The 22,938-nt window shown below is 65.3% G+C and carries 22 protein-coding genes, 1 tRNA gene and 1 other RNA gene; 8 read left to right on the top strand and 16 right to left on the bottom strand.

The annotated features are described in order from the left end of the window. Window positions 1-2 precede the first annotated feature (2 nt). The 4 genes from ACOZ9V_RS04795 to ACOZ9V_RS04780 all read right to left on the bottom strand — a co-directional run bounded on the left by ACOZ9V_RS04795 (window position 3) and on the right by ACOZ9V_RS04780 (window position 3,678). Entirely contained in the window at window positions 3-668 is a 666-nt protein-coding gene (locus ACOZ9V_RS04795) for a DNA alkylation repair protein (RefSeq protein ID WP_139907160.1), read from the bottom strand. Between the two features lie 111 nt (window positions 669-779). Then, entirely contained in the window at window positions 780-1,850 is a 1,071-nt protein-coding gene (locus ACOZ9V_RS04790) for an FUSC family protein (protein ID WP_434594100.1), read from the bottom strand. Between the two features lie 196 nt (window positions 1,851-2,046). Further along, window positions 2,047-3,246, bottom strand: a complete 1,200-nt coding sequence (locus tag ACOZ9V_RS04785) for an RNA polymerase sigma factor (RefSeq protein ID WP_434594097.1) — start codon at window positions 3,244-3,246, stop codon at window positions 2,047-2,049. A gap of 24 nt (window positions 3,247-3,270) precedes the next feature. Further along, entirely contained in the window at window positions 3,271-3,678 is a 408-nt protein-coding gene (locus ACOZ9V_RS04780; protein ID WP_434594094.1) for a YciI family protein, read from the bottom strand. Between the two features lie 275 nt (window positions 3,679-3,953). Here ACOZ9V_RS04780 and ACOZ9V_RS04775 point away from each other — a divergent pair, with 275 nt between their 5' ends. From ACOZ9V_RS04775 to ACOZ9V_RS04760, 4 genes are all read left to right on the top strand, one after another. Further along, window positions 3,954-4,655: a hypothetical protein gene (locus tag ACOZ9V_RS04775; RefSeq protein WP_434594091.1), complete on the top strand. Its 702-nt coding sequence runs from the start codon at window positions 3,954-3,956 to the stop codon at window positions 4,653-4,655. Between the two features lie 255 nt (window positions 4,656-4,910). Continuing rightward, window positions 4,911-5,870 (top strand): NADP-dependent oxidoreductase, encoded by a 960-nt coding sequence (locus ACOZ9V_RS04770; protein ID WP_181270960.1) that lies wholly within the window; start codon window positions 4,911-4,913, stop codon window positions 5,868-5,870. Window positions 5,871-5,965: 95 nt separating this feature from the next. Beyond that, complete coding sequence (locus ACOZ9V_RS04765) at window positions 5,966-6,499, top strand: type 1 glutamine amidotransferase domain-containing protein (protein WP_181270961.1); 534 nt, start codon at window positions 5,966-5,968, stop codon at window positions 6,497-6,499. A 123-nt stretch (window positions 6,500-6,622) separates the two neighbouring features. After that, window positions 6,623-8,197 carry a SpoIID/LytB domain-containing protein gene (locus ACOZ9V_RS04760; protein ID WP_434594087.1) on the top strand — a complete coding sequence of 525 codons (1,575 nt, stop codon included), beginning with the start codon at window positions 6,623-6,625 and terminating at the stop codon, window positions 8,195-8,197. 19 nt (window positions 8,198-8,216) lie between these two features. On the opposite strand, the gene sfnG is transcribed toward ACOZ9V_RS04760, so the two are convergent. The 3 genes from sfnG to ACOZ9V_RS04745 all read right to left on the bottom strand — a co-directional run bounded on the left by sfnG (window position 8,217) and on the right by ACOZ9V_RS04745 (window position 10,987). Then, window positions 8,217-9,365 (bottom strand): dimethylsulfone monooxygenase SfnG, encoded by a 1,149-nt coding sequence (gene sfnG, locus ACOZ9V_RS04755; protein WP_139907154.1) that lies wholly within the window; start codon window positions 9,363-9,365, stop codon window positions 8,217-8,219. Between the two features lie 522 nt (window positions 9,366-9,887). Then, window positions 9,888-9,975, bottom strand: a tRNA-Ser gene (locus tag ACOZ9V_RS04750). A gap of 112 nt (window positions 9,976-10,087) precedes the next feature. After that, on the bottom strand, window positions 10,088-10,987 hold the full coding sequence (locus tag ACOZ9V_RS04745) for a helix-turn-helix transcriptional regulator (protein WP_434594084.1): 900 nt from the start codon (window positions 10,985-10,987) through the stop codon (window positions 10,088-10,090). Between the two features lie 121 nt (window positions 10,988-11,108). On the opposite strand from ACOZ9V_RS04745, the gene ACOZ9V_RS04740 reads away from it, so the two are divergent. Next, entirely contained in the window at window positions 11,109-12,605 is a 1,497-nt protein-coding gene (locus ACOZ9V_RS04740; protein ID WP_434594081.1) for an MFS transporter, read from the top strand. On the opposite strand, the gene ACOZ9V_RS04735 is transcribed toward ACOZ9V_RS04740, so the two are convergent. Genes ACOZ9V_RS04735 through ACOZ9V_RS04725 form a run of 3 tightly spaced genes read right to left on the bottom strand, consistent with a single transcriptional unit; the run spans window position 12,583 to window position 15,658 of the window. Beyond that, a complete protein-coding gene (locus tag ACOZ9V_RS04735; protein WP_434594078.1) occupies window positions 12,583-13,782 on the bottom strand; it encodes an ABC transporter permease in 1,200 nt (399 codons plus the stop codon). The genes ACOZ9V_RS04740 and ACOZ9V_RS04735 overlap by 23 nt on opposite strands. Next, a complete protein-coding gene (locus ACOZ9V_RS04730; RefSeq protein WP_229664009.1) occupies window positions 13,779-14,528 on the bottom strand; it encodes an ABC transporter ATP-binding protein in 750 nt (249 codons plus the stop codon). Before ACOZ9V_RS04730 ends, ACOZ9V_RS04735 begins: the two co-directional genes overlap by 4 nt. Further along, window positions 14,525-15,658 (bottom strand): efflux RND transporter periplasmic adaptor subunit, encoded by a 1,134-nt coding sequence (locus tag ACOZ9V_RS04725; protein WP_181270966.1) that lies wholly within the window; start codon window positions 15,656-15,658, stop codon window positions 14,525-14,527. Before ACOZ9V_RS04725 ends, ACOZ9V_RS04730 begins: the two co-directional genes overlap by 4 nt. A 160-nt stretch (window positions 15,659-15,818) precedes the next feature. Between ACOZ9V_RS04725 and ffs the strand changes: the two genes are divergently transcribed. Both ffs and ACOZ9V_RS04715 read left to right on the top strand, forming a co-directional pair. Continuing rightward, window positions 15,819-15,914, top strand: an RNA gene (gene ffs, locus ACOZ9V_RS04720) — signal recognition particle sRNA small type. 180 nt (window positions 15,915-16,094) lie between these two features. Next, complete coding sequence (locus ACOZ9V_RS04715; RefSeq protein WP_434594073.1) at window positions 16,095-17,591, top strand: L,D-transpeptidase; 1,497 nt, start codon at window positions 16,095-16,097, stop codon at window positions 17,589-17,591. Between the two features lie 51 nt (window positions 17,592-17,642). Here ACOZ9V_RS04715 and ACOZ9V_RS04710 read toward each other — a convergent pair whose 3' ends face one another. Further along, complete coding sequence (locus ACOZ9V_RS04710) at window positions 17,643-18,671, bottom strand: iron-siderophore ABC transporter substrate-binding protein (RefSeq protein ID WP_181270967.1); 1,029 nt, start codon at window positions 18,669-18,671, stop codon at window positions 17,643-17,645. Window positions 18,672-18,849: 178 nt separating this feature from the next. On the opposite strand from ACOZ9V_RS04710, the gene ACOZ9V_RS04705 reads away from it, so the two are divergent. Beyond that, window positions 18,850-19,209, top strand: coding sequence for a helix-turn-helix domain-containing protein (locus ACOZ9V_RS04705; RefSeq protein WP_172174064.1), 360 nt, complete (start codon window positions 18,850-18,852; stop codon window positions 19,207-19,209). A gap of 5 nt (window positions 19,210-19,214) precedes the next feature. Here ACOZ9V_RS04705 and ACOZ9V_RS04700 read toward each other — a convergent pair whose 3' ends face one another. From ACOZ9V_RS04700 to ACOZ9V_RS04680, 5 genes are all read right to left on the bottom strand, one after another. Continuing rightward, window positions 19,215-19,496 carry an SHOCT domain-containing protein gene (locus ACOZ9V_RS04700; protein ID WP_139469354.1) on the bottom strand — a complete coding sequence of 94 codons (282 nt, stop codon included), beginning with the start codon at window positions 19,494-19,496 and terminating at the stop codon, window positions 19,215-19,217. Window positions 19,497-19,615: 119 nt separating this feature from the next. After that, entirely contained in the window at window positions 19,616-20,290 is a 675-nt protein-coding gene (locus ACOZ9V_RS04695; RefSeq protein ID WP_139469353.1) for a response regulator transcription factor, read from the bottom strand. Further along, window positions 20,287-21,576: a sensor histidine kinase gene (locus tag ACOZ9V_RS04690; RefSeq protein ID WP_181270968.1), complete on the bottom strand. Its 1,290-nt coding sequence runs from the start codon at window positions 21,574-21,576 to the stop codon at window positions 20,287-20,289. Before ACOZ9V_RS04690 ends, ACOZ9V_RS04695 begins: the two co-directional genes overlap by 4 nt. A gap of 80 nt (window positions 21,577-21,656) precedes the next feature. Then, a complete protein-coding gene (locus ACOZ9V_RS04685; protein ID WP_139469351.1) occupies window positions 21,657-22,238 on the bottom strand; it encodes a ClpP family protease in 582 nt (193 codons plus the stop codon). Continuing rightward, the gene (locus tag ACOZ9V_RS04680) at window positions 22,235-22,840 is read right to left on the bottom strand and encodes a ClpP family protease (RefSeq protein ID WP_219922253.1); all 606 of its coding nucleotides are present in this window, start codon (window positions 22,838-22,840) and stop codon (window positions 22,235-22,237) included. Before ACOZ9V_RS04680 ends, ACOZ9V_RS04685 begins: the two co-directional genes overlap by 4 nt. Window positions 22,841-22,938: the final 98 nt, after the last annotated feature.

Genomic DNA, 22,938 nt, shown 5'->3' with positions numbered 1-22,938 from the left:
GCTCAGTCCGCTGACTTCCGAGCCACCATCTCCGTGATCCAGGTCGGGGCGAAGGGCGAGGTGCAGCCGGGCGAGGTCGGGTAGTCGCGGAGCACGCCGAGGCGCTCACCGATGTCGATGGCACGTTTCCGCAGGTCCGGGTTCTCGATGCCGATATAGGACAACGTCTCGTTCATCGCCCACTGCAGACGTTCTGGGGCATCGGACATCTCGGCCTCGATCACATCGAGCAGACCGGTCAGGTCGAGGCCTTCGGGTTTCCGGTTCACCCGTTCGCTCGTGAGCGCCCACCCGGCGGAGGCGACCACGGGATCCGGATCGTCCATCCACGACCGGCGCAGCGCCTCGGCGTGGGGTGATTTCTTGACGATATAGCTGACCAGCCAACCGTGGACCTTCGGGACACGGGAGTCACGCAGCATCTCATCGAGCTGTGCTTCGCTCCAGGCCTTCGGACGCATGATGAGGATCGCGACGAGGCGGGCCGCAGTGTCACCGGAGTCCCACAGTTCGGAGGCGAGTTCATCGTTCTTCTTCAGGTCCTTCGCCACGGCGCGCAGCTTCGTCAGGTTGACCGCGTGGTCGTCGCCGTGGCGGGCGTTGACGGCGCGGATCTTCTCGTCCTCGAGCGAGGCCAGGGTGGCGAGCACCTCGGTGCTGGTGGTCATCATGTGCTCCCGGTTCGGTTGAGCATGAGGGCAGTATGGATGAGTCGGGGTGAGCCGATGATATCCGACGCACAGGCGGCGTGGCAGAAGTTCTGGCAGCCGAGGACCAGGTCAGTCATCATCATCGGCATGCGGGGAGGCATCGATTTCAGCGCGCGTCCTCTTCGCACTGCTGAAGCCGACGATGACGACGACCATGCCGACGACGGCGCCGATGACGGTTTCGATGGCACGCGAGGCCAACAGCTCCGGAACCGGGTGGGGGCTGCCGATCTGGGTCATGAGCAGGGCCAACGGGGTGATGAAGAGCAGAGCCACCGAGTAGTTGCGCAGGACGAAGATCTCGGCGAGGAACTGCAGCAGGATCACCCACACCACCAGCTGCCACGCCTCGGTGGGGAACGACAGCAGGAACGCTGTGACGATCACGCCCAGCAGGGTTCCGACCACCCGGTGGACGCCGCGCTTGAGACGAGCCGAACGACCGGGCGGAGTGATCGGTGCGACCGCTGCGACCATCGCCCAATAGCTGTGTGACAGAAGCGGGAGCACATCGATGAGCAGGGTGCCGAGAACTCCGGCGATGAACGGGGCGATCGTGAATCGGGCGGCGTGGGCTGCCAGATCAGCCTTGCCCACCGGCGACAGCCCGACCCGCACATAGGTCTCCTTCTCCGGAGGCATGCGTTCGCCGGCATAGTGGGCGAACGCTCCGAGACCGATGCACACCAGCGCCGAGGCGGCCGCCACACCCATTGCCACCGGCACCGATGCGCCGCCCGGAATGGATCCGACGGCTCCCGTGGCGAAGATGAAGAAGATCGACCCGCCGGGTTTGAGCCGGAAGCGCAGGGCGATGGCCGCACCCGCACCGGACACGAGTGAGGTGATGACGACGAGCGCCCAGACCGAAGCTCCGAGGCTGCTGAGCAGGGCGCCGATGCCCACGCAGACGACGAGGACGGCGGCAGCGATCGACTGGCGTCTGGTCCGCGATCGTGGGGACTCGAAGCGCGCGTAGATGCCGGTGAAGGCGCCGAAGGCGGCATAGACGGCGAGGTCGAGGCGGTCGATTCCGAGCAGCACGAGAAGCGGGATGGCGACTCCCAGGGCGATGCGGAACGCGGGAATATGGTCGCGTTCGCCCGGTGGGATGCGGAAGAACTCCTGCAGGTGGCTCAAACGGGTTCGGCCTCTTTCGACATCGGGAACGGACCCCGGTGACGGGATCGCTGACATGGGTTGGTGAGCTGAGTGCTCCCTTCGATCGTAGTCCGCCATCGGTGCTGGCGAATGTCTTCTGCCGACAGGAGTGATCAACCTCGCTCGCCGAGGCGGCCGAGCGAGACCGTGATCACCGCCGTCACGGTCACCTCGGTCACGGTCGGTGGCCCTGCCCCGACCGTGCGCGTGCCGCCTGCCGGTTGAGATGGTCGCGTTCGGCGAGGTTGCCGGCCCGTTCGGCGGCCCGCGCGTAGAGCTCGGCGGCCCGCTGTGACTCCCCTGCGCGTTCGCGCAGGTGCGCTTCGACGGCGAAGTAGCGCGGCAGGCTCTCGTCCAGTCCCCGCAGTTCGGTCAGGCCCGCCCCTGGGCCGTCGGCTTCCCCGACGGCCACGGCACGGTTGAGTCGCACGATCGGGGTATCTCGCAGGGCCAGCAGCTCGTCGTACCACTGAACGATCTGCACCCAGTCGGTGTCCTCGACGTTCTGCGCGTCGGCGTGGAGTGCCGCGATGGCAGCCTGTGCCTGATATTGGCCGAGTTCATCCCGACCAAGGGCTGCCTGCAGGATCTCGATGCCCTCGATGATGAGCCGTCGATCCCACAGGGTGCGGTCCTGATCGGTCAGGGCGATGAGTCGTCCGTCGGGACCGAAACGGGCCTCGCGGCGGGCGTGGTGGAGGAGCATGAGGGCGAGCAGTCCGTCCACCTCGGCGGAGTCGATCATCGCCCGCAGGCTGCGGGTCAGTCGGATCGCCTCGGCGACGAGGTCGACCTTGCCCGAGTGGCCTTCGTTGAACACGAGGTAGAGGGTGGTGAGCACCGAGGACAGGTCGCCGGGTCGGTTGAGTCGGGAGCCTGCGATCGTCGATTTGGCGCGGCTGATGCGCTGGGCCATCGTCGACTCGGGCACCATATAGGCTTCGGCGATCTGCTTCGTCGTCAGTCCGCCCACCGCCCGCAGGGTCAGTGCCACCGCCGAGGCGGGGCTGAGGTCGGGATGGGCGCAGAGGATGTAGAGGTCGAGGGTGTCATCGGCGTTCGGGACGCCGTCGGCCCCGGGTTCGGCCGAGGTTTCGGGCTCGGCGAGGGTGGCGGCCATGACCCGTTCCTCGCGTTTCATCCGCGATCCCTCAGATCGCACGATGTCGAGGAACTTCCGCCACGCCACCGTCACGAGCCAGCCCCGCCGGTCACGGGGCAGGTCGGCCGGCCACGATCGCAGGGCTTCGATGAGCGCGTCCTGAACGGCGTCCTCGGCGGTCGCGAAGTCTGCTCCACGACTGACGAGGATGCCGATCGCGGCGGGGACGAGCTCACGCAGCTCCGCCTCGGCGAGGGGATCCGGATCGATCATCGCGGACTCCGTTCGCGTCCCTGATCATTCGTCCACGCTGGGTGCGTGGTCGAGGAAGGGACGCAGTTCGAGCCATTCGTTGATCGGCTCTCCGCCCTTGCCCGGTGCGGCGGACAGCTCACCGGCGAGTTCGAGAGCTCGGTCGTAGTTCTCGACGTCGATGACCATCCACCCGGCGATGAGGTCCTTCGTCTCGGGGAAGGGACCGTCGGTGACCGGAGGCTTGCCCGGTCCGCCGGATCGGACGAAGGTGCCCTCGGGCGAGAGTGCCTGGGAGTCGACGAATTCACCGGAGTCCTTGAGTCTGTCGGCGAAGGCGTTCATGTACGCCATATGTGCGTCGACCTCGTCGGGACTCCACTGATCCATCGGGGTGTAGTTCATGAGGTCGCTCGACATCCGATAGTGCTTGAGCATGAGGTACTTGGCCATGATGGTCTCCTTGTCTCGTGTCGCTCGCACGGGTTGTGCTCGCTGACATGTCTGGGACGCAGCCGGACGAGTGTTCTCGACATCGCCGGCGAAGTTTTCTCGAATCTCTTCGGCTCCGATCATCGAACACAGTCCCAGAATAGGCCGATGTGTCCGTCCTGGAACATGCGTCACCGGATCCGAACACGAATCGGCCCAGGTCACGGCTCCTCGCTGAGAGGCTTGTCTTGTACGAAACACCGACAGCTTTTTGCACACGAGACCAGGAGCAGACCATGAAGGCACAGACACTTCTCAAGACCATCACCGTTGCCGGAGCTCTCGCCGCGACCCTGACTCTCTCGGCCTGCGATATGAACATCACCTTCGGTCCGGAAGGTCAGGGCCAGGAACAGGGCCAGGAGCAGGACGGTCAGCAGGACCAGCAGACCGAGAGCACCGAGACGACCGCCGAAGAACCGGCATCGGATTCGGGCTCCGCCTCGGACTCCACCGGTTCGGGTTCGACCGGAACGACCGATAACGGCACGACGGACAACGGCACCACCGGCAGCGGCGGATCCACGGATTCGTCCAGCGCCTCCTCGGCGAGTGGCTCCTCCACCTCGAACGGCTCGTCGTCCACCGGATCGTCGTCCTCGAGCGACTCCACCTCGAGCGGATCATCGTCGTCGAGCGGCACGACCGACAACGGCTACCAGGGTCCGCGGATCGGCGAAGACGGAGTCGAACTCGACGCCGACGGCAACGGCAAGATCCCCGCCGACGTTCTCGAGGCGGACATCAAGAACGCCTACGCCAAGCAGGGCACCACGGTCGACAACGTCGACTGCTACTCCGACCTGCGGATCTTCTCCCACAGCGGCTCACAGAACTGCACCGTCACCGCTGCCGGCAAGAATCACTACGGCACTGTGAAGATCACCTCGGCGTCGCAGTCCGGCATCGGCTACAGCCTCGAGTTCCCGAACATCTGAGCCGACAATGCCCGGTCGCCTCATCGACGCGGCCACCCTGATCCGCTCCCCTCGAGCAGCCGCGATTCGCCTGACGAATTCCGCGCATCCCCAACTGCACTCCCCTGGCCCGCTGCGGCCCGGGGAGTGCGGTCATTCGTGTCGTGGAACAAGTCGGCTTCCTGTGGTGTTGTCGCTGATGTGGGCCACGGAACAGGTCGGGCCCCCAACCGATTCGTCAGTCGGACTGATTCGCCCACCGATGAGGAGCAGAGCATGACCAGACGCGTCCAGTACACCTCCAACGGAGACATCGATCAGCTTCACCTCGCCGAGGTGGCCTTCCCCGAGGTCGGCGAGGGCCAGGTCCTCGTCACCGTCCTCTATGCCGGGCTCAATCCCCTGGATTGGAAGATGCTCCAGGGCGGTCGCTTCGGTTCCGTCGAAACTGCCTCCGGCAACGGCGTGGACTTCTCCGGCGTCGTCGCCTCGGTCGGCGAAGGCGTTACGGACTTCACGCCCGGAGACCTCGTCTACGGCGGGCTGCCGAAGCAGGCGCAGACCGAACAGCTTCTCATCACCGATCCTGCCGACAGGCTCGACAGGATCCCGCGCGGACTCGGCGTCGACACCGCCGGAGGTCTCTACGTCGCAGGGCGCACCGCCGTCGCCGGAATCCGCGCCCTGCGCCTCAGCGAAGGCGACACTCTCTTCGTCTCCGGGGCCTCCGGCGGCGTCGGCATCATCGTCGCCCAGCTCGCCCGCAACCTCGGGGCGAGGGTCATCGGCAGCGCCAGCCAGGGCAATCATGCTCTCTTGGAAAGCCTCGGGATCGAACCCGTCACCTATGGTGAGGGCCTGTGGGACCGAGTCAGTGAACTCGCCACCGACGGGATCCAGGCCGCGTACTCGACGCAGGGTGAGGACGAGATCACCGGCATGATCGACCTCGGCATCCCAGCCGACCGCATCGTCTCGATCGGTGCGGGCCCCACGGTCGCGGAGAAGTACGGGGTGAGCATCGACGGCGAAGCCAGGGCCCGCCGTGATGACATGGTCTGGCTGGGCCAGGCCATCGCCTACGGCCATGTCCACGTCCCGATCGCCCGGGTCTTCGACGCCGAAGAGGTCCACGACGCCTACCGGCATCTGCTCACCGCCCACCCGGCAGGCAAGGTGCTGCTGCGCTTCCCCGCGAAGCCGCTGACCGACCAGCAGCGAGCCCATCTGACCTGAGGCGCCGGCCCAAGTTCCGCGGCGGCTCAATTCCCACGACAGACAGATTTCACGACAGACAGCATTTCCGGAACACAGAGAAAAGGAGCACCATCATGGCCATCACCGAAAAGAAGGTCGCATTCCTCCTCACCCGCGGCGTCGAGCAGATCGAACTCACCAGTCCCCGCGCGGCACTCGACGAGGCCGGGGCGACGACCGTCATCGTCTCCCCGTCCGAGGGAACACTGCAGGCGATGGAAGGCGATTGGGAGCACGCCGAGACCTTCGACGTCGACGTTCCCGTCGCCGAAGCCTCGGTCGATGACTTCGACGCCCTCGTCCTGCCCGGCGGCACCCTCAACGCCGACGCTCTGCGTCTGGACGAGGACGCCGTCAACCTCGTCAAAGCGTTCTTCGCTGCCGACAAACCTGTCGCGGCCATCTGCCATGCCCCGTGGATCCTCGCCGAGGCGGGAGTGGCCAAGGGACGGAAGCTGACGTCCTTCATCTCGACGAAGACCGACCTCATCAACGCCGGCGCCGACTGGACCGACACCGAGGTGGTCGTCGACGGCAACCTCATCACCTCCCGCAACCCCGGCGACCTCGACGCATTCAACCAGGCGATCGCTGACAAGCTGAGCTGAGCAGGAACGATGCCTCTTTCGCCGAGGTCGAACGCCTCGGCGACGAACTCCCCGTAACGATCGTTTCGGGGAGTTCGTCTGTTCGTCACCCGGGGTCTTGACAGCCGCGCTTATGATCTACTCATGCCAGCTTCCCCGTTCGTCAAGGCGACGACTCCTGCCCTCGCGTCACTGCTCATCGGGTTCCTTCTCCTTCTCTGCTCCACACCGCCTCCGGCACATGCCGCCTATTCGACCTCGGGCGCGATCGGGACGATGCACAGATCGCTCGGCGGGAATTCCGGCAAGCTCGGCCCAGCGGTCGGCCCGCAGCGGTGCACGCTGATCCAGAAGGGCTGCTATCAGTCGTTCAAGCACGGCAGCATCCATTGGACGAAGGCCACCGGTGCCCATGCGACTCTGGGTGCGATCCGCACGGCGTGGAAGAAGTCCGGGTGGGAACGCGGTCCGCTCGGCTATCCGACGAGCAACGAGTACCGGTCCGGGTCCGAGACCCGGCAGAAGTTCCAGAAAGGCATGATCGTGTGGACGGCGAAGTCCGGGGCGAAAGTGACGCTGACGAAGGCGCCGTCGTCGTTCACGATCAAGGGGTCGGGGTTCGGCCATGGAGTCGGGATGAGCCAGTACGGAGCGCGCGGAATGGCGGCAGCCGGAAAGTCATCGACGCAGATCTTGCAGCACTACTACACCGGGGCCAAGGTCACGACGATGTCGAAGGACGCCGACGCCAGTCTCAGGGTGCAGCTGCTGACCGGGAAGAAGTCCGTGACGGTCTCTCCGCGGTCCGGCCGTCTGCGGGTCAAGGTCGGGTCGAAGACCATCGAATCGGCCTCGAAGGTCACGATCGAACGGACCTCGTCCGGTTCGGTCAAGGCGATCATCGGGTCGAAGAGCTATTCGGGATCGAAGCTCACCCTCGAATGGCAGGGCACCCGATATTGGAAGAGTTCGTCGGCGACGACGGTGTCGGTCAGCGGTGCCCAGAACGGGGCGACCGGCACCTACCGGCACGGACGGCTCGAGATCGGTCAGCTGAAGAGCTCGCTCAACGTCATCAACGTGGTGGGCCTCAACAAGGAATATCTGCCGGGCATCGCCGAGATGCCGGCATCGTGGCAGTCCGAAGCCCTGCGCTCTCAGGCCATCGCTTCGCGCACCTATGCCTACCGCAATCTCGGTGCGGTGAAGCCGGCCTGCGGGTGCAACGTCTATGACGAGGTGGCCTCGCAGCGTTTCCTCGGGTGGACTCATGAGAATGCAGGCGATTCCGGTCCGTGGCGCAAGGCGGTGGCCGCAACACAGACCACGAGCGGGTCGACGGTGAAGTCGGCGCGCCTCATCACCTACAAGGGCGGGCTCATCGATGCTGTCTACTCGTCGTCGGCGGGGTCGAAGACGCATTCGGCTGCCGAGGTGTGGGGGTCGGCTGTGCCGTACCTGGTCTCGGTCGATGACTCTCCGTCGAAGTATGCCTCTGCGCAGAACCCGAACGCCTCGTGGTCGGTGACGGCCAAGCAGGCCGACATGGCACGGGCGTTCGGGCTGGCAGACGTCCGGTCTGTGACGGTGGCGAAGACCGGCTCAGGTCTGGTGAAGACGGTGAAAGCCACCTCGGTGAAGGGGAAGACCGCGAGCCTCACCGGCGATCAGCTGCGAACGAAGCTGAAGCTCAAGTCCGCGTCATTCAGCGTGGCCTGAGGGAAACTCGCCTCCAGGGTCAGACTCCGGCAGGGGTGAGCAGTCCCCTGTTGACGAGTTCGGCTTCCTTCTCGCGAACGATCGGGATGACGGTCTTGCCGAACGCTTCGAGTTCCTCCTGGAAGTGCAGGAAGCCGGTGAGGATGAGGTCGACGCCGATCTTCTTGTACTCGATGATGCGGTCGGCGACCTGTTCGGGAGTGCCGATGAGTTGGGTGCGGAAGCCGTCGTTGTACTGGACGAGGTCTTCGAAGCTCGAATCCGCCCACATGCCCTTCTTATCGTGAGTCGAGGCTCCGGCCTGCTGGACGGATTTGCGGAATCCTTCGACGGCGCCTTCATCGGCTTTGGCGATGATCTCGCGCAGCTGTTCGCGGGCTTCGGCCTCGGTGTCGCGGACGATGGCGAACCCGTTGAGCCCGAAACGGACCTTCCGATTGTGCGCTCGGGCCACCTCGGTGACGTCGTCGTACTGTTCGCGGAAGCCGTCGAAGTCCTTGCCGTTGGAGAAGTACCAGTCGGCGTGTTTGCCGCCGTTGATGCGAGCGGCCGAGGAGTTTCCGCCTTGGAAGATCTCCGGGTGGGGGCGGCCCTCGACTGGGTAGGGGCCGGGGCGGAGGGTGAAGTCGTCGACGGTGTAGAAATTGCCGCGGTACTCGACGTTCTCCTCGGTGAAGAGCTTGCGGACGACATCCATGAACTCGGCGGACCGGCGGTACCGTTCGCCGTGTTCGAGCCACGGCAGGCCGAGGCGGGTGTATTCGTCCTTGAACCAGCCGGAGACGACGTTGATGGCGGCCCGGCCCTTCGTGAACTGGTCGGCGGTGAGGATGAACTTCGCGAGCACGGCCGGTTCCCAGATGCCCGGATGAATGGCGGCGATGACCTTGAGCTTCTCAGTGGCAAGGGCGAGCGCGAGTGACGTGGAGGTCGATTCGTGCTGCTGGGCCGCGCCGTAGCTGGAGAGGTAGCGGACCTGGCTGAGCGCGTATTCGTAGCCGACCGCCTCGGCGGTCTGAGCGAGCTTGACGTTGTAGTCGTAGCCCCAGTCGGTGCGCTGTTCGATGTTCGACACAACCAGGCCGCCGGAGACGTTGGGCACCCAGTAGGCGAACTTCAGGTCTTCGGGTTCACCGGTATAGATCGGGTTGGCGTGGAGGTTCGTCATTGTGTGTCCCTTCCCATCGAAACTGGCATGAGCACCGTGCCCGCGGGTCGTGCGCTGCGCGAGGCGTCCGCGCCGGACCGGTTGCTGCGACGTCATCGGGCCAGTTCCCTTCAGTCGCTCGTGATGTGTGCAGGTGTGCAATATCATGTGTGCGGGTGTGCCGTGCCAGACTACTGAGACGCAGACCACACACGGCGGGCAGACTTCGCGGGCCGACGCATGCCGTCACAATGACGCATTCCGCCACGAACCGTCATGCGATTTGCCTTCCGGCAGCTGCGCTCCGCTGCACCCAGCTCCGCATCCCTCACCCTTGGCGGCACACCACCTCTTTGCACCGGTGCGTTGAGCCAGGACCGCCGAGGGACGCGAAAGCACCGGTAGTAGGTGGCACGAATGGTGCGAACTGTCACAATCGGTGTGGGATGTCCGAATACGAGCCTCCCGCGACCGGCATGGAGGTCCGCCGCCGGTGAATCGACGAAGTCCCGGCCCGCAGCAACTGCGAGACCGGGACTTCCGTGGCGGAGGATAGGGGATTCGAACCCCTGAGGGCGTTAACCCAACCCGCGTTCCAGGCGAGCGCCATAGGCCACTAGGCGAATCCTCCGCGAATCAGCTTATCCGAGTCATGACGACAATGCGAAATCGCGGTGGCCGAGTGTGAAGCATCCCACTTCCCGCAGGTGAACACGCGACCTCGTCACCCGACGGCACACGGTTCAGTCCGCGACGGCGCGGAGATGCCGTTCTGCCGACGGCTGCGCCCCGTCCTCCCGTCTGCGTTCGATGCTGCCGTCGTTGATCCAGCCGTGCAGCGTCTCCAATCGGGACCGCGTCACCGTGTCCACCGGCTGATAGACCGAGAGCGTCAGCCTCTGGTTCTCCTGCGCGATGAGCGTCGTCATCGTCAGCTTGAGCGTGCCCACATACGGGTTCTCAATGGTCTTGACCCGCCCGACGGATCGACCGACCGTTCCCGAATCCCACAGGCGGCAGAATTCCGGATTCCTGCGCAGCCGCGACAGCAGCGGCGACCACTCGGGATCGTCGATCGACTCCGCGTACGAGGCACGCAGCTTCGCCACGACCTGCGCCCGATGGCCGTCGTCGGAGTGGAAGGTCCGCGCCCATTCCGGGCTCTCGAAGGACTGGATCGCGCAGTTCCTGTCGGCCGGAGCGAGTGCTTCGAGGTCGGAGGCGAGATACCGTTCGACGGAGTTGAAGGCGAGGATCGTATACCGCGGATCAGTGACCATCGCCGGCAGCGGCAGCAGTTCGTCGAGCAAGGTGCGCATCTGCTCTCCCACCGCCGAGTCCCCCGGGTTCGCGACTCGATCCGGGTATCCGCCCAGCAGGAAGAGATGGGCACGCTCCTCACGGTCGAGCAGGAGCGCCTCGGCGATGGATTCGAGCACCGACTCCGAGGGGTGGACCTCGCGCCCCTGCTCAAGCCAGGTGTACCAACTGGTGCCGATGTTCGCGAGCACAGCGACCTCTTCGCGCCGCAGTCCCGGCACCCTCCGCCGGGCGCCGGCCGCAAGACCGACCTCGCAGGGTCGCACCCGGTTGCGTCGCGAACGCAGGAATCGTCCGAGCTCCTCGGTTCTCACTTGTGCCATGCCTCCATTGTCCGCCCGACGCTCACGCCATTCCACCCCGTCACCACTCTCAACCTGGTGGTGTGACCAACACCATCAACACGCCCTCCCACTCCCCCGCGGCCCATCGCAGACTGGATCCATGAGAGATTCCCACACACAGACATCATCGACCTCCGCCGAGGCGGTTCCGACCTCGGCCCTCGCCGAGGCTGCTCCCGATCACACACCCGACGTCGACCCCGCCCCCACCGCAGGCCATCCCGCCCCGGTGCTCTGGCCGCTCCACCTCGGTGCGTTCCTCGCGACATTCATGTTCTCCGTCTCAAACGTCGCGATCCCCGCGGTGCATGCCGACATCGGTACGAGTGATGCGACCTCGGCCCTCATCGTCGGTCTGTTCTCCGCCGCCTTCGCCTCCGGCCTCATCCTCTGCGGTCGCATCGGGGACCGCTTCGGGCGTCGCCGCCTGTTCATGATCGGCACGGGCGCGCTCGTCATCACCTCGATCGCCGTCGGAATGGCACCCGATCCGCTCTTCCTGCTCGTGGCTCGCGCGACCCAGGGTGCGGCAGCGGCGGTGATGATGCCGCAGATCCTCGCGAGCTTCCAGCATTCGCTGTCCGGGGCCGCACGGTTGAAGGCGATCAGCCTCTTCGGCGCATTCTCCGGAGTCGGCACCGTCGGCGGTCAGGTCCTCGGCGGCGGACTCATCTCCCTCTTCGGCCAGACCTGGGGGTGGCGGGCGGCGTTCCTCAGCTGCGCGCTCGCCGCCGCAGCCGCCTATCTCGGTTCCCTGCGTCTGACCGAATCACGCAGCATCGACCCGGCACCCCTCGACGTCCCCGGCGCAATCCTCCTCGGCGTGGGCATGATGAGCCTCGTCACCGGACTGGCGCTGGGACCGGTCACCGGCTGGCTTCCGCTGCCCGCAACCCTCTTGGCAGCCTGCGCTGCAGCTCTCACCGCGTTCGCACTCTGGCAGAACCGCGGCGAGGCGGCCGGACGTGACCCCCTCATTCCGCCGCAGGTGGTTCGCATCCCTGCCGCATGGATCGGGATGCTCATGGCCTTCGTGTTCTTCGCCGGCTTCGGCACGTTCCTCTACAACTTCGCGCTCACATCGCAGACCGGCCATGGTGACCCCGCCGCCGTCTCCGGACTCACGCTCGGCCTCTTCGCCGCAGCTTTCCTCATCACCTCTCTCCTCGTCCCCCGGGCCGTCGGTCGACTCGGCGGGCCCGGCACGATGGTCCTCGGCACGACCCTGCAGGCGATCAGCCTTCTCGGGGTGGCTTGGGCGTCGGCGACGGCCCCAGCCACAGAATGGAATCTGTGGTTCCAGCTTCCGGGAGTCGTCCTCGGCGCGGCTCAGGCTCTCCAGTTCGGTCCTCTAGTCGGCACCGTGGTCGGAGCGGTCCCCGACCGAGTGGCCGGGCTGAGCGGCGGTCTCATCGCAACGATGCAGCAGGCAGGCATCGCCGTGGGCGTGGCGCTGCTCGGAGCGCTCTTCCATGTCTTCACGCTCAGCCTCGGCTATGACAATGCCTTCGCCGTGGCATGCCTCGTTCAGGTCGGGCTGTGCCTGGCCTTCGGAACGGGCGCTCTGGCACTCCTCAGGCTCGGATCGCGTCGATGATCCGCACCCGAGTGGCGACGACAGCAGGCACCGATCCTGCCAGCGCTCCGGCTCCGACCGAGACGAGCATGCCCACAATCGCGGCAGAGATCGGGACCTGCGGAGTACTCGCACCGTCGAACATGAACTCAGCGACGAGCGGCGCCTTGAGCACGAGCACGGCGATGAGAACGCCGACAGCGCCTGCGATGGTCGTCGCGACGACGCTCTCCATCATCACGGAGAAGAAGATGCGCCGACTCGTCGCCCCGAAGGATCTGCGGATGCCGATCTCCCTGATCCGCTGTTGGATCGTCACAAGAGAGATGTTGAGCAGGCCGAGCATACCCATGAAGAGAATGAGGATGCTGATGACCAACAGCACGTTCTTCACCGGACCCAGTGTTTCATCGATGTCCGAGGCGAAATCGGTTCTGTCCGCACTGACGTCGAAGCCGGGCAGCTGCCGTCTGAGATCACTCGTCACCTGTTTGCTCAGCTCCTCACCGACCTCGGGCGGCACCCACATCTCGAATTCGGTGACGGCGTAGGCGTCTGCGGCGAACTGCTTCTCCTGCCCGTTGAGGACGTAGATCTCCCCGTACTCCTGGAATTCGGAGGAGGGCACCGAACCGATGACCGTGGCCGTCTTCCTCGGGGAACCGGACAGCTCGATCGTGGCCGGCAGGGAAGTCGGGTCGATGCCGTATTCGCTGAGGAAAGTCTCATCGGCGACGACGGCCGGCGACAGGTTCGCGGCGTCACCGGCGGTGAACCACCTGCCGTGATCGACGGAGAGTCGGCGCATGACGTCGAAATCCGGGTCGACGATGTACATCGAGGCGCTGATGGTGCCAGCCGGTCCCGGCACCGTGGTTTCGGCCTGACCGTAGGCGGAGATGTGGCTGATTCCGAAACGGTCGGCGGTCTCGTCGAGTGCTGACCGGACCTTCTCGACCTCGGATTCGCCCATCTCGGACTCGGTCGGATTGAGGCTCAGGGTGTAGGTCGCGGCGCGACCACCCTGCTGCTCGTAGGAGTCGGCGAGGCCCTTCTGCATCATGTTCCCGAACCCGACGACGAGCGTCAGTGCACACACTGCCACGCCGACGCCGATCAGGGACATCAGCACGCGCACCTTGTGCACCCTCAGTTCCTGCCAGGCTTCGACGAGCGATGCGGCGAATCCTGTGATCATCGGCTCTCACCCGCCAGCGCCTCGGCGGTGGCCCCGTCGAGGACCGGATGGAGACACCCCTGACTGAGCGAGAACTGTCGAGTGGCCATGTTCGCCACCCCGAGATCATGGGTGATCGTGATGAGCGCAGCCCCCGAGTCCTTGGTGATGCCGTCGAGGATCTCCATGACCTGACGCCCCGTCTCAACGTCCAGGGCGCCCGTCGGCTCGTCGGCGAGCACGAGCTTCGGCTCACGCACCAGCGCGCGTGCGATCGCGACTCTCTGCTGCTCACCTCCGGAGAGACGGTTCGGCTTCGCCTCGATCCGGTCGCCGAGGCCGAGACGCTCGAGCATGGCTTCGGCCGATCTCCGCCGATTGCGGAACTCCCGTCCGGTGGCGTACATCAGCGGGGCTTCGACGTTTTCCACCGCAGTGCGTCCGGGCAGGAGGTTGAACTGCTGGAAGACGAATCCGATGTCACGTCCTCTGATCGCTGCGGCCCTGTTCCGGGAGATCTTCTGCACGGGTTCACCGGCGAACTCCATATCCCCGGTCGTCGGCGCGTCGAGGAGTCCGAGGATGTTGAGCAGCGTCGATTTGCCGGTGCCGGAGCGACCGACGATGCCGATGTGCTCCCCCACCCCCACCTCGAGGTCGATATCGGCAAGGATCGTGAGCAGCTGATCGTCAGCGATCGGCACCGAACGCGACACATGCCGCAGCGAGAGCAGAGTCTCTGCCGCCGTCGGCTCCGGGCGGCTCACCAGTCCTCTCCCTCGCCGAACTCGCCATCCATGCCGCCCTCGGAACTCTCATCTTCAGGTTCGGTGCCGGGAACGAATTCATCGATCTCCTCACCTTCTTCCAGGCCCGACTTCACTTCGACCATGGACCCGTCGTTGAGGCCGATCTCGACCTCGCGCTCCTCGGACTTGCCGTCGTCTCCGGTCACCCAGACTGATCCCTTCTCGGTGAGTCCGCGCACCGCGGTCACCGGAACGACGATGACGTCCTTCGCCTCTCCCGCATCGATGGTCATAGTGAGATCGAGGCTGTTGTAGACGGTGACATCGTCGGGGATGGCACAGATCAGCTGCGGACCGTCTCCGGAACCTCCTTCCGAGCCTTCGGCGGCAGAACCGTCGTCACCTGCGCTTTCAGCCCCTGGGTCCTCGGACTCCTCCTCGCTCGTCGACGACGATGCCGAGGCTGTACCCGGCCCCTGGTCGAGTCTGAGACCCGTGCAGTCGAAGGGCTTCGGGCCCTCGTCGATCGCGATGTTCGCGGTGTCCGGAAGCTCCTGCACCCGGTAGAGATCGGTCGCCTTGATCGGTGCCTTGGCGGTGAAGGTCTTCTTCAGCAGCTCGGTCACCTGGGTGTCGGCAGAGACTGTGTCACCCTGCTCGACGGAGAAATCACCCACCGTGCCGTCTTCCGCAGCGATCACCGAATGATACTTCGGCTTGGCCGGGGTCGACGGGTCACCTCCCGATGCCTCATCCCCGCCATCCGAGTCTGCTGTCTCGGCACCGTCGCTGCCGCCGTCCGGCTCTTCGGGCGCCTCCTGCTCACCCTCGCTTCTGACCTGGAACAGCTCCGCGCCTTTGAATACCTCATCACCGGGCTTGACGAAGAGATGGTTGACCACGCCGTCGTGGTCGGCTTTGACCGCAGTCGGGGAGTCGACGTTGATGCGTCCCTTGACCTCGATTGTGTTGGAGATGTCGCCGCGTTCGGCGGTGATGGTGGATTCCGCCGGCTCCCCACTGGCACCGACATCGTCGAATTCGTCGTCGGCAGCCGGTTTGAAGGCGATCCAGCCGAGGAATACAGCGATGAGGATGAGGACGAGGAGGAAGGCCAGCGGCAGAACCGCTCTGCGGAAAATGTGCATGATTCCTTAGGGATGGGAAACGAGGATGCGTCCACACTATCCAGTGAATGTCCCGGTCAGATGATGTTTTTGTCACGAGTGGATAACAGTGTCCTTGTCGTAATCCTGTGGCCCCGCCCACTCGTTTTGTCCACCGAGGCCGCTCTCGACTAGACTGATTCACGGCTCCCCGTGCGGCGTCATCTTGTGAACTCCCCCAGGGCCGGAAGGCAGCAAGGGTAAGCGAGCTCTGTCGGGTGCACGGGGAGTCCTCTATTCCCCAACATCACAATTCCACAACTCCCCCTCTCCCCCATCTGCCCAGGTCAGCTCTGCCTACACGGCCCTCCGAGCGCCGGAATCGGGGCGAAGAAGCGAAAGCGTTAATACTTTCGTGATTTTGCTTCATTACCATTATTCTCAGTTCTCATCCCTGTGTTCAAACGAGGTTTCCCTGTTGTCCACGAAGATCCAAGGGGCCGTTGCCGCCCTTTCGGCACTGGCCCTGCTCACGGCGTGCACACCGTCGAGCGACGATCCCGACGCGACCCGCAATGGCGCGAACAAGACCGCCGAGGCGGCCGCGGATCCCGTGTTCCGCGTCGGAGCCATCACCTCCGAGGCAGCAGAATCCGCGTCCGAATCGACGCCGTCTTCGCAGCCCAGCGATGCGACCTCCTCAGCTGAGCCGAGTGAGTCCGTCGATGCGGCGACCGCGATGCCCGGCGCCGGGGACTTCGGCGAGGTGACCGAATCCGGTGACGACATCGACCTCGAGGCCGGCCAGCGGATCGGCATCTCAGTCGAGAACGCAGACCTCAGTGACATCTCCGTCACCGAGGAGGCCCACCCCCGGATCGCGCACGATCCCGGCACGTTCTTCGACGCTTCGGGCACCGCGCTCGAGGCAGATGACGACGCCCAGGCCGGTTCGTCGACGCCGAGCTCCACCGAGTCCGGGACCGCCGACGATGGTTCGAAGGACGCCGAAACAGACACCAAGGACACCGCCGAGGTGGTCGCCGCCCCGGACGAATCCGCCGCCTGGATCTCGACCTACGGCCTCGTCGCCGACAGCGAATACACCGTGAAAGTCACCGCCACCACTGCCAACGGAGACGAAGTCGACCTCGACGCAACGATCACCGTCGGTGACAGCGACGGCGCCCCGATGTCGGTGCGCACAACGCTCGCCGACGATCAGACGGTCGGCGTCGCCGCCCCCATCATGCTCAACTTCGGTTCCACCGTATCCAAGGACTTCCGCGACGATGTCGAACGCCGCCTCTCGGTCAAGGTCACCGATGAAGACGGCAAGGAGCGGGAGGTCGAGGGCTCCTGGGGTTGGCTCTACGACGATCCGCAGTCCCGACTGCATTTCCGCCCGAAGGAATTCTGGCCCGCTCATTCGAAGGTCTCCGTCGACGTCCCGCTCAAGGATGTGCCGACGGGCGAGAACAGCGTGGGTCAGAACGACCTCACCCTCGATTTCGAGATCGGACGCAAACAGGTCGTCAAGGCCGATGCGAAGTCCCATCGTATGACCGTCACTCGTGACGGCAAGACCGTCATGGACTTCCCTGCCTCGCTCGGCGCACCGAAGTCCCCGTCCTACAACGGCACGCATGTGGTCATGTCGAAGGCCGCCGACTATACGATGACCTCCGAACAATGGGACTACGAGACAGATGTGCAGTGGGCTGTGCGCATCCACAACAACGGAGAATTCATCCACGCCGCCCCGTGGTCGGCAGGCGTCCAAGGCTCGCAGAACGTCTCCCACGGCTGCATCAATCTCACCACCGAACGGGCCAAGGAGTACTACGACTCCGCGATCTTCGGTGATCCCGTCGAGGTCACCGGTTCCCAAGTGAGCCTGTCGACCAATGACAGCGACATCTCGGACTGGGTGTACTCCTGGGATGAATGGAAGAAGCTGAGCGCCCTCGATTGAGAGCGCCCAGCTTGCTTGCCTGACTGATGCGGCAGGCTCCTCGCCGACGACTTACTTGTCGAGCTTCTTCACCGCTTTGTCGATCATCGGCACATAGCGCTCGAGCGTCCAGGGGACGGTGAGCGGGTTGATGATCGAGGATCCGGTGACGAAGGGCTGATCATCCGGAGCCACGACAGCCCCGGCCTTGATCGCCGGAATATTCGCATACAGTCCCTGCGATTCGATCTCTTTCCTGTTCTTCTCATCGGAGTAGAAGGTGAAGATGAGGTCCGAATCGTTGAGCTTGTCCGCATTCTCCAGACCGATGAGCGCTGAATCCGTTCCGGGCTCGTCGTAGTCTTTCTTCAGCTCGTCGATGATCGGATCCGGGGTCAGCCCGAGCGCCGAGACCATCGCCACCCGCTGCTCGTTGGGGTAGAAGACGCCGAGGGTGCCGGGGCCCGAGTTGTAGATGAAGGAGAATGTGAGGTCCTTGTATTCCTCTCGCTTCGCCTCTTTCAGCTGCGTCTTGATGTCGTCGACGAGGCCTTCTGATTCCTCTTCCTGACCGAGCGCCTTGCCGATCGTGGTGATCTGCTCATCCCACTTGATCGTCCACGGCTGCTTCGGGTACGCCACGGTCGGGGCGATGGCATCGAGCTGTTTGTACTGCTCGGCCGTGATTCCCGACCAGGGGGCGAGGATGACATCCGGTTCGAGTTCGGCGATGGCTTCGACGTCGAGTTCCGTATCCCCCTGGAACTGTTCGGGCAGCTTCTCACCCTTGTCCTTCACGGCCTCGTAGATCCACGGCATGTAGCCGGTGTCATCGGATCCCCAGGCATATTCCTCCATGCCGACCGGCGTCTTGCCCAAAGCGATCGCAGTTTCCGTCGATCCCTGGCCGAGGGTGACGACGCGTTCGGGCTCGGATTCGATGACCGCTTCACCGAGTGCGTGCTTGATCGTCGCGGTCTCGAAATTCGCGGACCCGGATTCCTCCGCGGCCTGCGATCCCTGCCCGCAGGCGGTGGCGGTGAGCGAGAGCGCGACGAGCGCTCCGGCGATGACGGCCCGGCGGCTGTGAGGAACTGACATTCCTGTCCTTTCGACAGTGGTCGGAGCCTGATAGGACCCCTCGACATTAACGTAGGCCAGCCTAACTTAACCTACTGCCGTTGCCGCAACACCTGTGAGCCACTTCACGTCAGTCATCCTCATCTGCTGACAGCAGAAACCCTCGCCGAGGCGGCCCTACCGACCGTAGGCTCACCCCATGACCGACATGCTCCCGCACAGCCCGACCCCGCCGCCGCTGTGGCGTGAGGCGCTCGGCCGCGCTCTCCGACTGCGCCGCACCGATATGGGTCTCACCCTGGCTCAGGTCTCCCACCGGTCCGGGGTCTCGACCCAGTTCCTCTCCGAGATCGAACGCGGGCTCAAGGACCCGTCGTCGGAGGTCATCGAGGCAGTGGCCGAGGTGCTCGAGCTCCAGCTGCCGCAGGTCCTCGTGCTCGCGGCCTTCGGCCTGACTTCCGGGGTCCCTGCGACCGCGCTGCTGTCGGCGACCGATATGACGCGAGCCGCACCTGCTCCGCCGGCAGCGGGTCAGGTACGGCTCGCCCTCGCAGCCTGAACGGCTCAGCCGTTCCCGGCCTCGAGCCGGTTCGCCCGCAGCACCTCGAGTCGGGCACGATATTCGGCCTCCTCGATATCCCCCTGGGCGAAGCGCTGGGCCAGAGTCGCCTCGGCGCTCCTTGTTCCCTCTCGTGCCGCAGCCGCCCACGGCGGTCCCCCGGCCTGCCGCCACCGGCGACGGTTGAGGGTCACGATGAGGGTGACGATGAGTCCAATGACGAGGACCCAGAAGATCGGAATGAGGAAGAAGAACGGCCAGGCCAGCGGTCCGTGTTCCATGTGCATGATGCCTCCTTGGCGGGTGTCCACGCCGTTCGTGGACCTGACATCAATGACACACCGCAAGCCGGTCGCTGCGAATCCGCCGAAGGGAGTCACCTGCGCTGCTCCGCACGGAGCAGAACTCAGTGCTCGTTCAGCCAACCGGGCGACACCAGCCCCGATTCGTAGGCGAGGACGACGAGGTGGACGCGGTCTCTGGCCCCGACCTTCGTCATGATGCGCGAGACATGGGTCTTCGCGGTCAGCGGGGAGAGCACGAGCGATTCGGCGATCTCGTCGTTCGACTGACCGCGGCCGACGAGCGCGAGAACTTCGCGTTCGCGGTCGGTGAGAACGTCGAGCCCGGAGTCGGGTTCTGCCTTCAGCCCCAAGGACATGCGGGAGAGCAGGTATTTCGTGACTTCGGGCGAGAGCAGGGCCTCACCGGCGGCCACGACGCGCACGGCGCGGATGAGGTCGGTCGGGTCGGTGTCCTTCAGCAGAAAGCCGCTGGCCCCGGCGCGCACGGCGCGGACGATGTATTCGTCGAGTCCGAAGGTCGTCACGAGCACCACGCGGACGGCATCGAACCGCGGATCGGCGGCGATCTCCTCCGTCGCCCACAGTCCGTCTCCGTCGGGCATGCGGATGTCCATGAGGACGACGTCGGCGGGTGCTGTGCGCAGTGCTTCGAGCAGGGCGTTCCCGCCGGAGGCTTGGATCGTGACCTCGATATCGTCTTCGGAATCGAGCAGTGAGGCGAAGCCGGCGCGCACGAGCTGATGGTCATCGGCGATGGCGACTCGGATCGGTGTCATCGATGCGGCTCCTCGTCTGGCAGCTCTGCATGGTCGGCGTTCCAGGGGAGGTCGACGTCGACGACGGTGCCCTGCCGACCCTTCGAGGTCAGGGTGAGTGACCCTTTCAGCAGCTTCGCCCGCTCGCGCATGCCCATGATTCCCGTCCCTTCGACTCCTTCTGGGAGTCCTGTCCCGTCATCGCTGATGCTCACCTGCAGCCGATCCAAGTTCCGTGCGATGACGACTCGTGCGCTGCCGGCGCCGGCATGTCTGAGCACGTTCGTCAGTGCTTCCTGGATGATCCGATAGGCGGCTGCGTCCGTTGACTGGCCGGGTGTCTCTCTCACTCCCTCGGCGTCCGTATCCCGCCGATCGTCCACCCTGATGTCAGTGGAGCCGACGAGGCGGGAGACCAGCGCCGGAACGGCGTCGAGTCCGAGGACCGGAGCCAAGGGCGCCGGTTCTGAGGCTTCCGCAGCACCCGTGTCGGAGCGCATCGTATGCAGCACGGTGCGCACTTCGTTGAGCCCGGTGCGGCTGAGTTCTCTGATGGCCGCGAGTGCGGACCGTGCCTGTTCCGGATCGCGGTCGATGAGGTGTTCGCCGACTCCGGCTTGGACGTTGATCTGGGACAGAGCATGGCCGAGGACGTCGTGGAGATCCCGGGCGATGCGCAGTCGCTCGGCCTGAACGACCTCGGCGTGGCGTGCGCTCTGCTGGGCTGCCTCCTGCCGACGGAGCTCGCTGCGGCGGCGGACGAATGCGCCGATGCCCACGGCGATGGCGAGCCCCATCGTCGCCGAGACCACCCGTCCTACCGACCAGTCGATCCCCAGCAGGGGACCCAGCAGCAGGCAGCCCGCCCAGACTCCCGCCGCCGAGGCGATCGCCCAGACTGCACTTCCGCGGACGATCGCGGCGACGACGGCGAAGAGGAAGGCGGCGTAGAACGGCGTCGTCCCGGGCCCGGCCTCCGCGGGCGTCCAGGGACCGCGGTCGCTCCACGCACCCGGTCCCATGCCGAAACTGCCGGGGCCCGGATCAGGAGTCGCCGCCGCCCACACCAGGACGTCGAGGAGGACGAGCCCTGCCAGTACGGCCACGCGCGGTCCGGGCCACCGTGCTGAGACGAAGAAGATCGCCGGTGAGAGGACCGCGGTGCCGATGCGGATGATCATCGCGGCCGCAGACGTCTCGGTCGCCGCGGCGAGGACGATGGAGAACGGCAGCTGCAGCACCGCTGCGGCGACGGTGAGCAGGACGACTCGTCGGCGTGCGCGGCGGTCTGGACGGTCCGGTCTCATTCTCCGATCGTAGCGACCCGGACCGGACGCCGTAGTCATCCTCGGGGAGTATCTCCGCCCACCTCGGTGAGAGTACGCGGTCAGAGGATGACGTCGACGAGTCCGAAGTCCCGCGCCGCCTTCGCGTCGAGGACGAGGTCGCGATCGAAGTCACGGTGGATCTGCTCCGGGGTCCGACCGGTGCTGTCGGCGAGCATCTCTTCGACGTCCCGCCGTTGCCGGACGATCTCGTCTGCGGCGACGATGAGGTCGGGGATCGTGCCGCGCGCTCCTTCGGCATGCGGCTGTCGCAGCACGGCGCGGGCGTGGGCGAGCATGGCCCGCTGGCCGGGTTCTCCGGCGGCCAGGAGCACGGCCGCATCGGCGACGGCCTGCCCGACGCAGGTGGTGGCCACGGGCGCGCCGATGTGGTGCATTGCGTCGAAGATCGCCGTCATCGCGGTCAGGGAGCCGCCCGGGGAATTGATGTACATGCTGATCGGCAGGTCCCGGCTGCTCGAATCGAGGTGGAGCAGCTGCGCGATGATCGTGTTCGCCACCCCGTCGTCGATGGGCACGCCGAGGTAGACGATGCGATTGCCGAGCAGATGCGAGTAGACGTCGACGATCTTCTCGCTGCCACCGGTTCGGTCGACGACATTGGGGATCGTGTACTGGCTCATCGGCTTCCTCCGATCTGAGCTCGCAGGTCGGACAGGGAGTCGATGACGCGATCGATGAGTCCGTACTCGATCGCCTCCTCTGCGGTGAACCACCGGTCGCGCAGGGAGTCTTCGAAGATGCGGTCGTAGGTCTTTCCGGTCGCCTCGGCGATCCGGTGCAGGACGGTGTCTCTGACCGATCGGAGGTCATCGCCCTGGAGTTCGATGTCGGCGGCGGCTCCGCCGATTCCGCTCGATCCTTGGTGGAGGAGGATGCGAGCGTGGGGCAGGGCGAGGCGTCGTCCGGGCGTTCCCATGCTGAGAACGAATTGTCCCGCCGAGGCGGCCCACCCGAAGGCGATCGTGACCACGTCGTTGGGCAGAGCGGCGATGGTGTCGGCGATCGCGTGCATCATCGGCACGGAGCCTCCGGGAGAGTTGATCCACAGGTGGATATCGGAGCGCGGGTCCTCGGCGGAGAGGAGGACGAGTCGGGAGATGATCTCCATTCCGTTCTCGTCGCGCAGTTCGCCGTTGAAGACGACGGACCGGTAGGCGTAGAGCATTCGCTGGGATTCGGGGATCGCGGTGGCCGCGTCGGCCTCGTCGGAGTCGGAGAACATGGACGGTGTGGTTGCGGGGCGTGTATGCATGTCTCAACTGTGCGACCCGGCGGCAGCGAACCGGGCGCGGATCCGCTGGAAGCGGGACCGTGCCGCTG

The sequence above is a fragment of the Brevibacterium sp. 1718 genome, assembly GCF_051131255.1.
Lineage (GTDB): Bacteria > Actinomycetota > Actinomycetes > Actinomycetales > Brevibacteriaceae > Brevibacterium > Brevibacterium sediminis.
Note: the sequence above shows the minus strand (reverse complement) of the source record. Positions and strands in the feature narration are given on the sequence as shown.

Coding starts and splice junctions, on each gene's coding strand:
- ACOZ9V_RS04785 (WP_434594097.1), bottom strand. CDS start 3,246: ATGATCGATCCGGATCCCCTCGCCGAGGCGGAGCTGCGTGAGCTCGTC.
- ACOZ9V_RS04685 (WP_139469351.1), bottom strand. CDS start 22,238: ATGAGCCAGTACACGATCCCCAATGTCGTCGACCGAACCGGTGGCAGC.
- ACOZ9V_RS04770 (WP_181270960.1), top strand. CDS start 4,911: ATGACCAGACGCGTCCAGTACACCTCCAACGGAGACATCGATCAGCTT.
- sfnG (WP_139907154.1), bottom strand. CDS start 9,365: ATGACGAACCTCCACGCCAACCCGATCTATACCGGTGAACCCGAAGAC.
- ACOZ9V_RS04695 (WP_139469353.1), bottom strand. CDS start 20,290: ATGACACCGATCCGAGTCGCCATCGCCGATGACCATCAGCTCGTGCGC.
- ACOZ9V_RS04735 (WP_434594078.1), bottom strand. CDS start 13,782: ATGATCACAGGATTCGCCGCATCGCTCGTCGAAGCCTGGCAGGAACTG.
- ACOZ9V_RS04765 (WP_181270961.1), top strand. CDS start 5,966: ATGGCCATCACCGAAAAGAAGGTCGCATTCCTCCTCACCCGCGGCGTC.
- ACOZ9V_RS04690 (WP_181270968.1), bottom strand. CDS start 21,576: ATGAGACCGGACCGTCCAGACCGCCGCGCACGCCGACGAGTCGTCCTG.
- ACOZ9V_RS04725 (WP_181270966.1), bottom strand. CDS start 15,658: ATGCACATTTTCCGCAGAGCGGTTCTGCCGCTGGCCTTCCTCCTCGTC.
- ACOZ9V_RS04745 (WP_434594084.1), bottom strand. CDS start 10,987: ATGGCACAAGTGAGAACCGAGGAGCTCGGACGATTCCTGCGTTCGCGA.
- ACOZ9V_RS04680 (WP_219922253.1), bottom strand. CDS start 22,840: ATGTTCTCCGACTCCGACGAGGCCGACGCGGCCACCGCGATCCCCGAA.
- ACOZ9V_RS04780 (WP_434594094.1), bottom strand. CDS start 3,678: ATGGCCAAGTACCTCATGCTCAAGCACTATCGGATGTCGAGCGACCTC.
- ACOZ9V_RS04710 (WP_181270967.1), bottom strand. CDS start 18,671: ATGTCAGTTCCTCACAGCCGCCGGGCCGTCATCGCCGGAGCGCTCGTC.
- ACOZ9V_RS04740 (WP_434594081.1), top strand. CDS start 11,109: ATGAGAGATTCCCACACACAGACATCATCGACCTCCGCCGAGGCGGTT.
- ACOZ9V_RS04795 (WP_139907160.1), bottom strand. CDS start 668: ATGACCACCAGCACCGAGGTGCTCGCCACCCTGGCCTCGCTCGAGGAC.
- ACOZ9V_RS04775 (WP_434594091.1), top strand. CDS start 3,954: ATGAAGGCACAGACACTTCTCAAGACCATCACCGTTGCCGGAGCTCTC.
- ACOZ9V_RS04760 (WP_434594087.1), top strand. CDS start 6,623: ATGCCAGCTTCCCCGTTCGTCAAGGCGACGACTCCTGCCCTCGCGTCA.
- ACOZ9V_RS04700 (WP_139469354.1), bottom strand. CDS start 19,496: ATGCACATGGAACACGGACCGCTGGCCTGGCCGTTCTTCTTCCTCATT.
- ACOZ9V_RS04705 (WP_172174064.1), top strand. CDS start 18,850: ATGACCGACATGCTCCCGCACAGCCCGACCCCGCCGCCGCTGTGGCGT.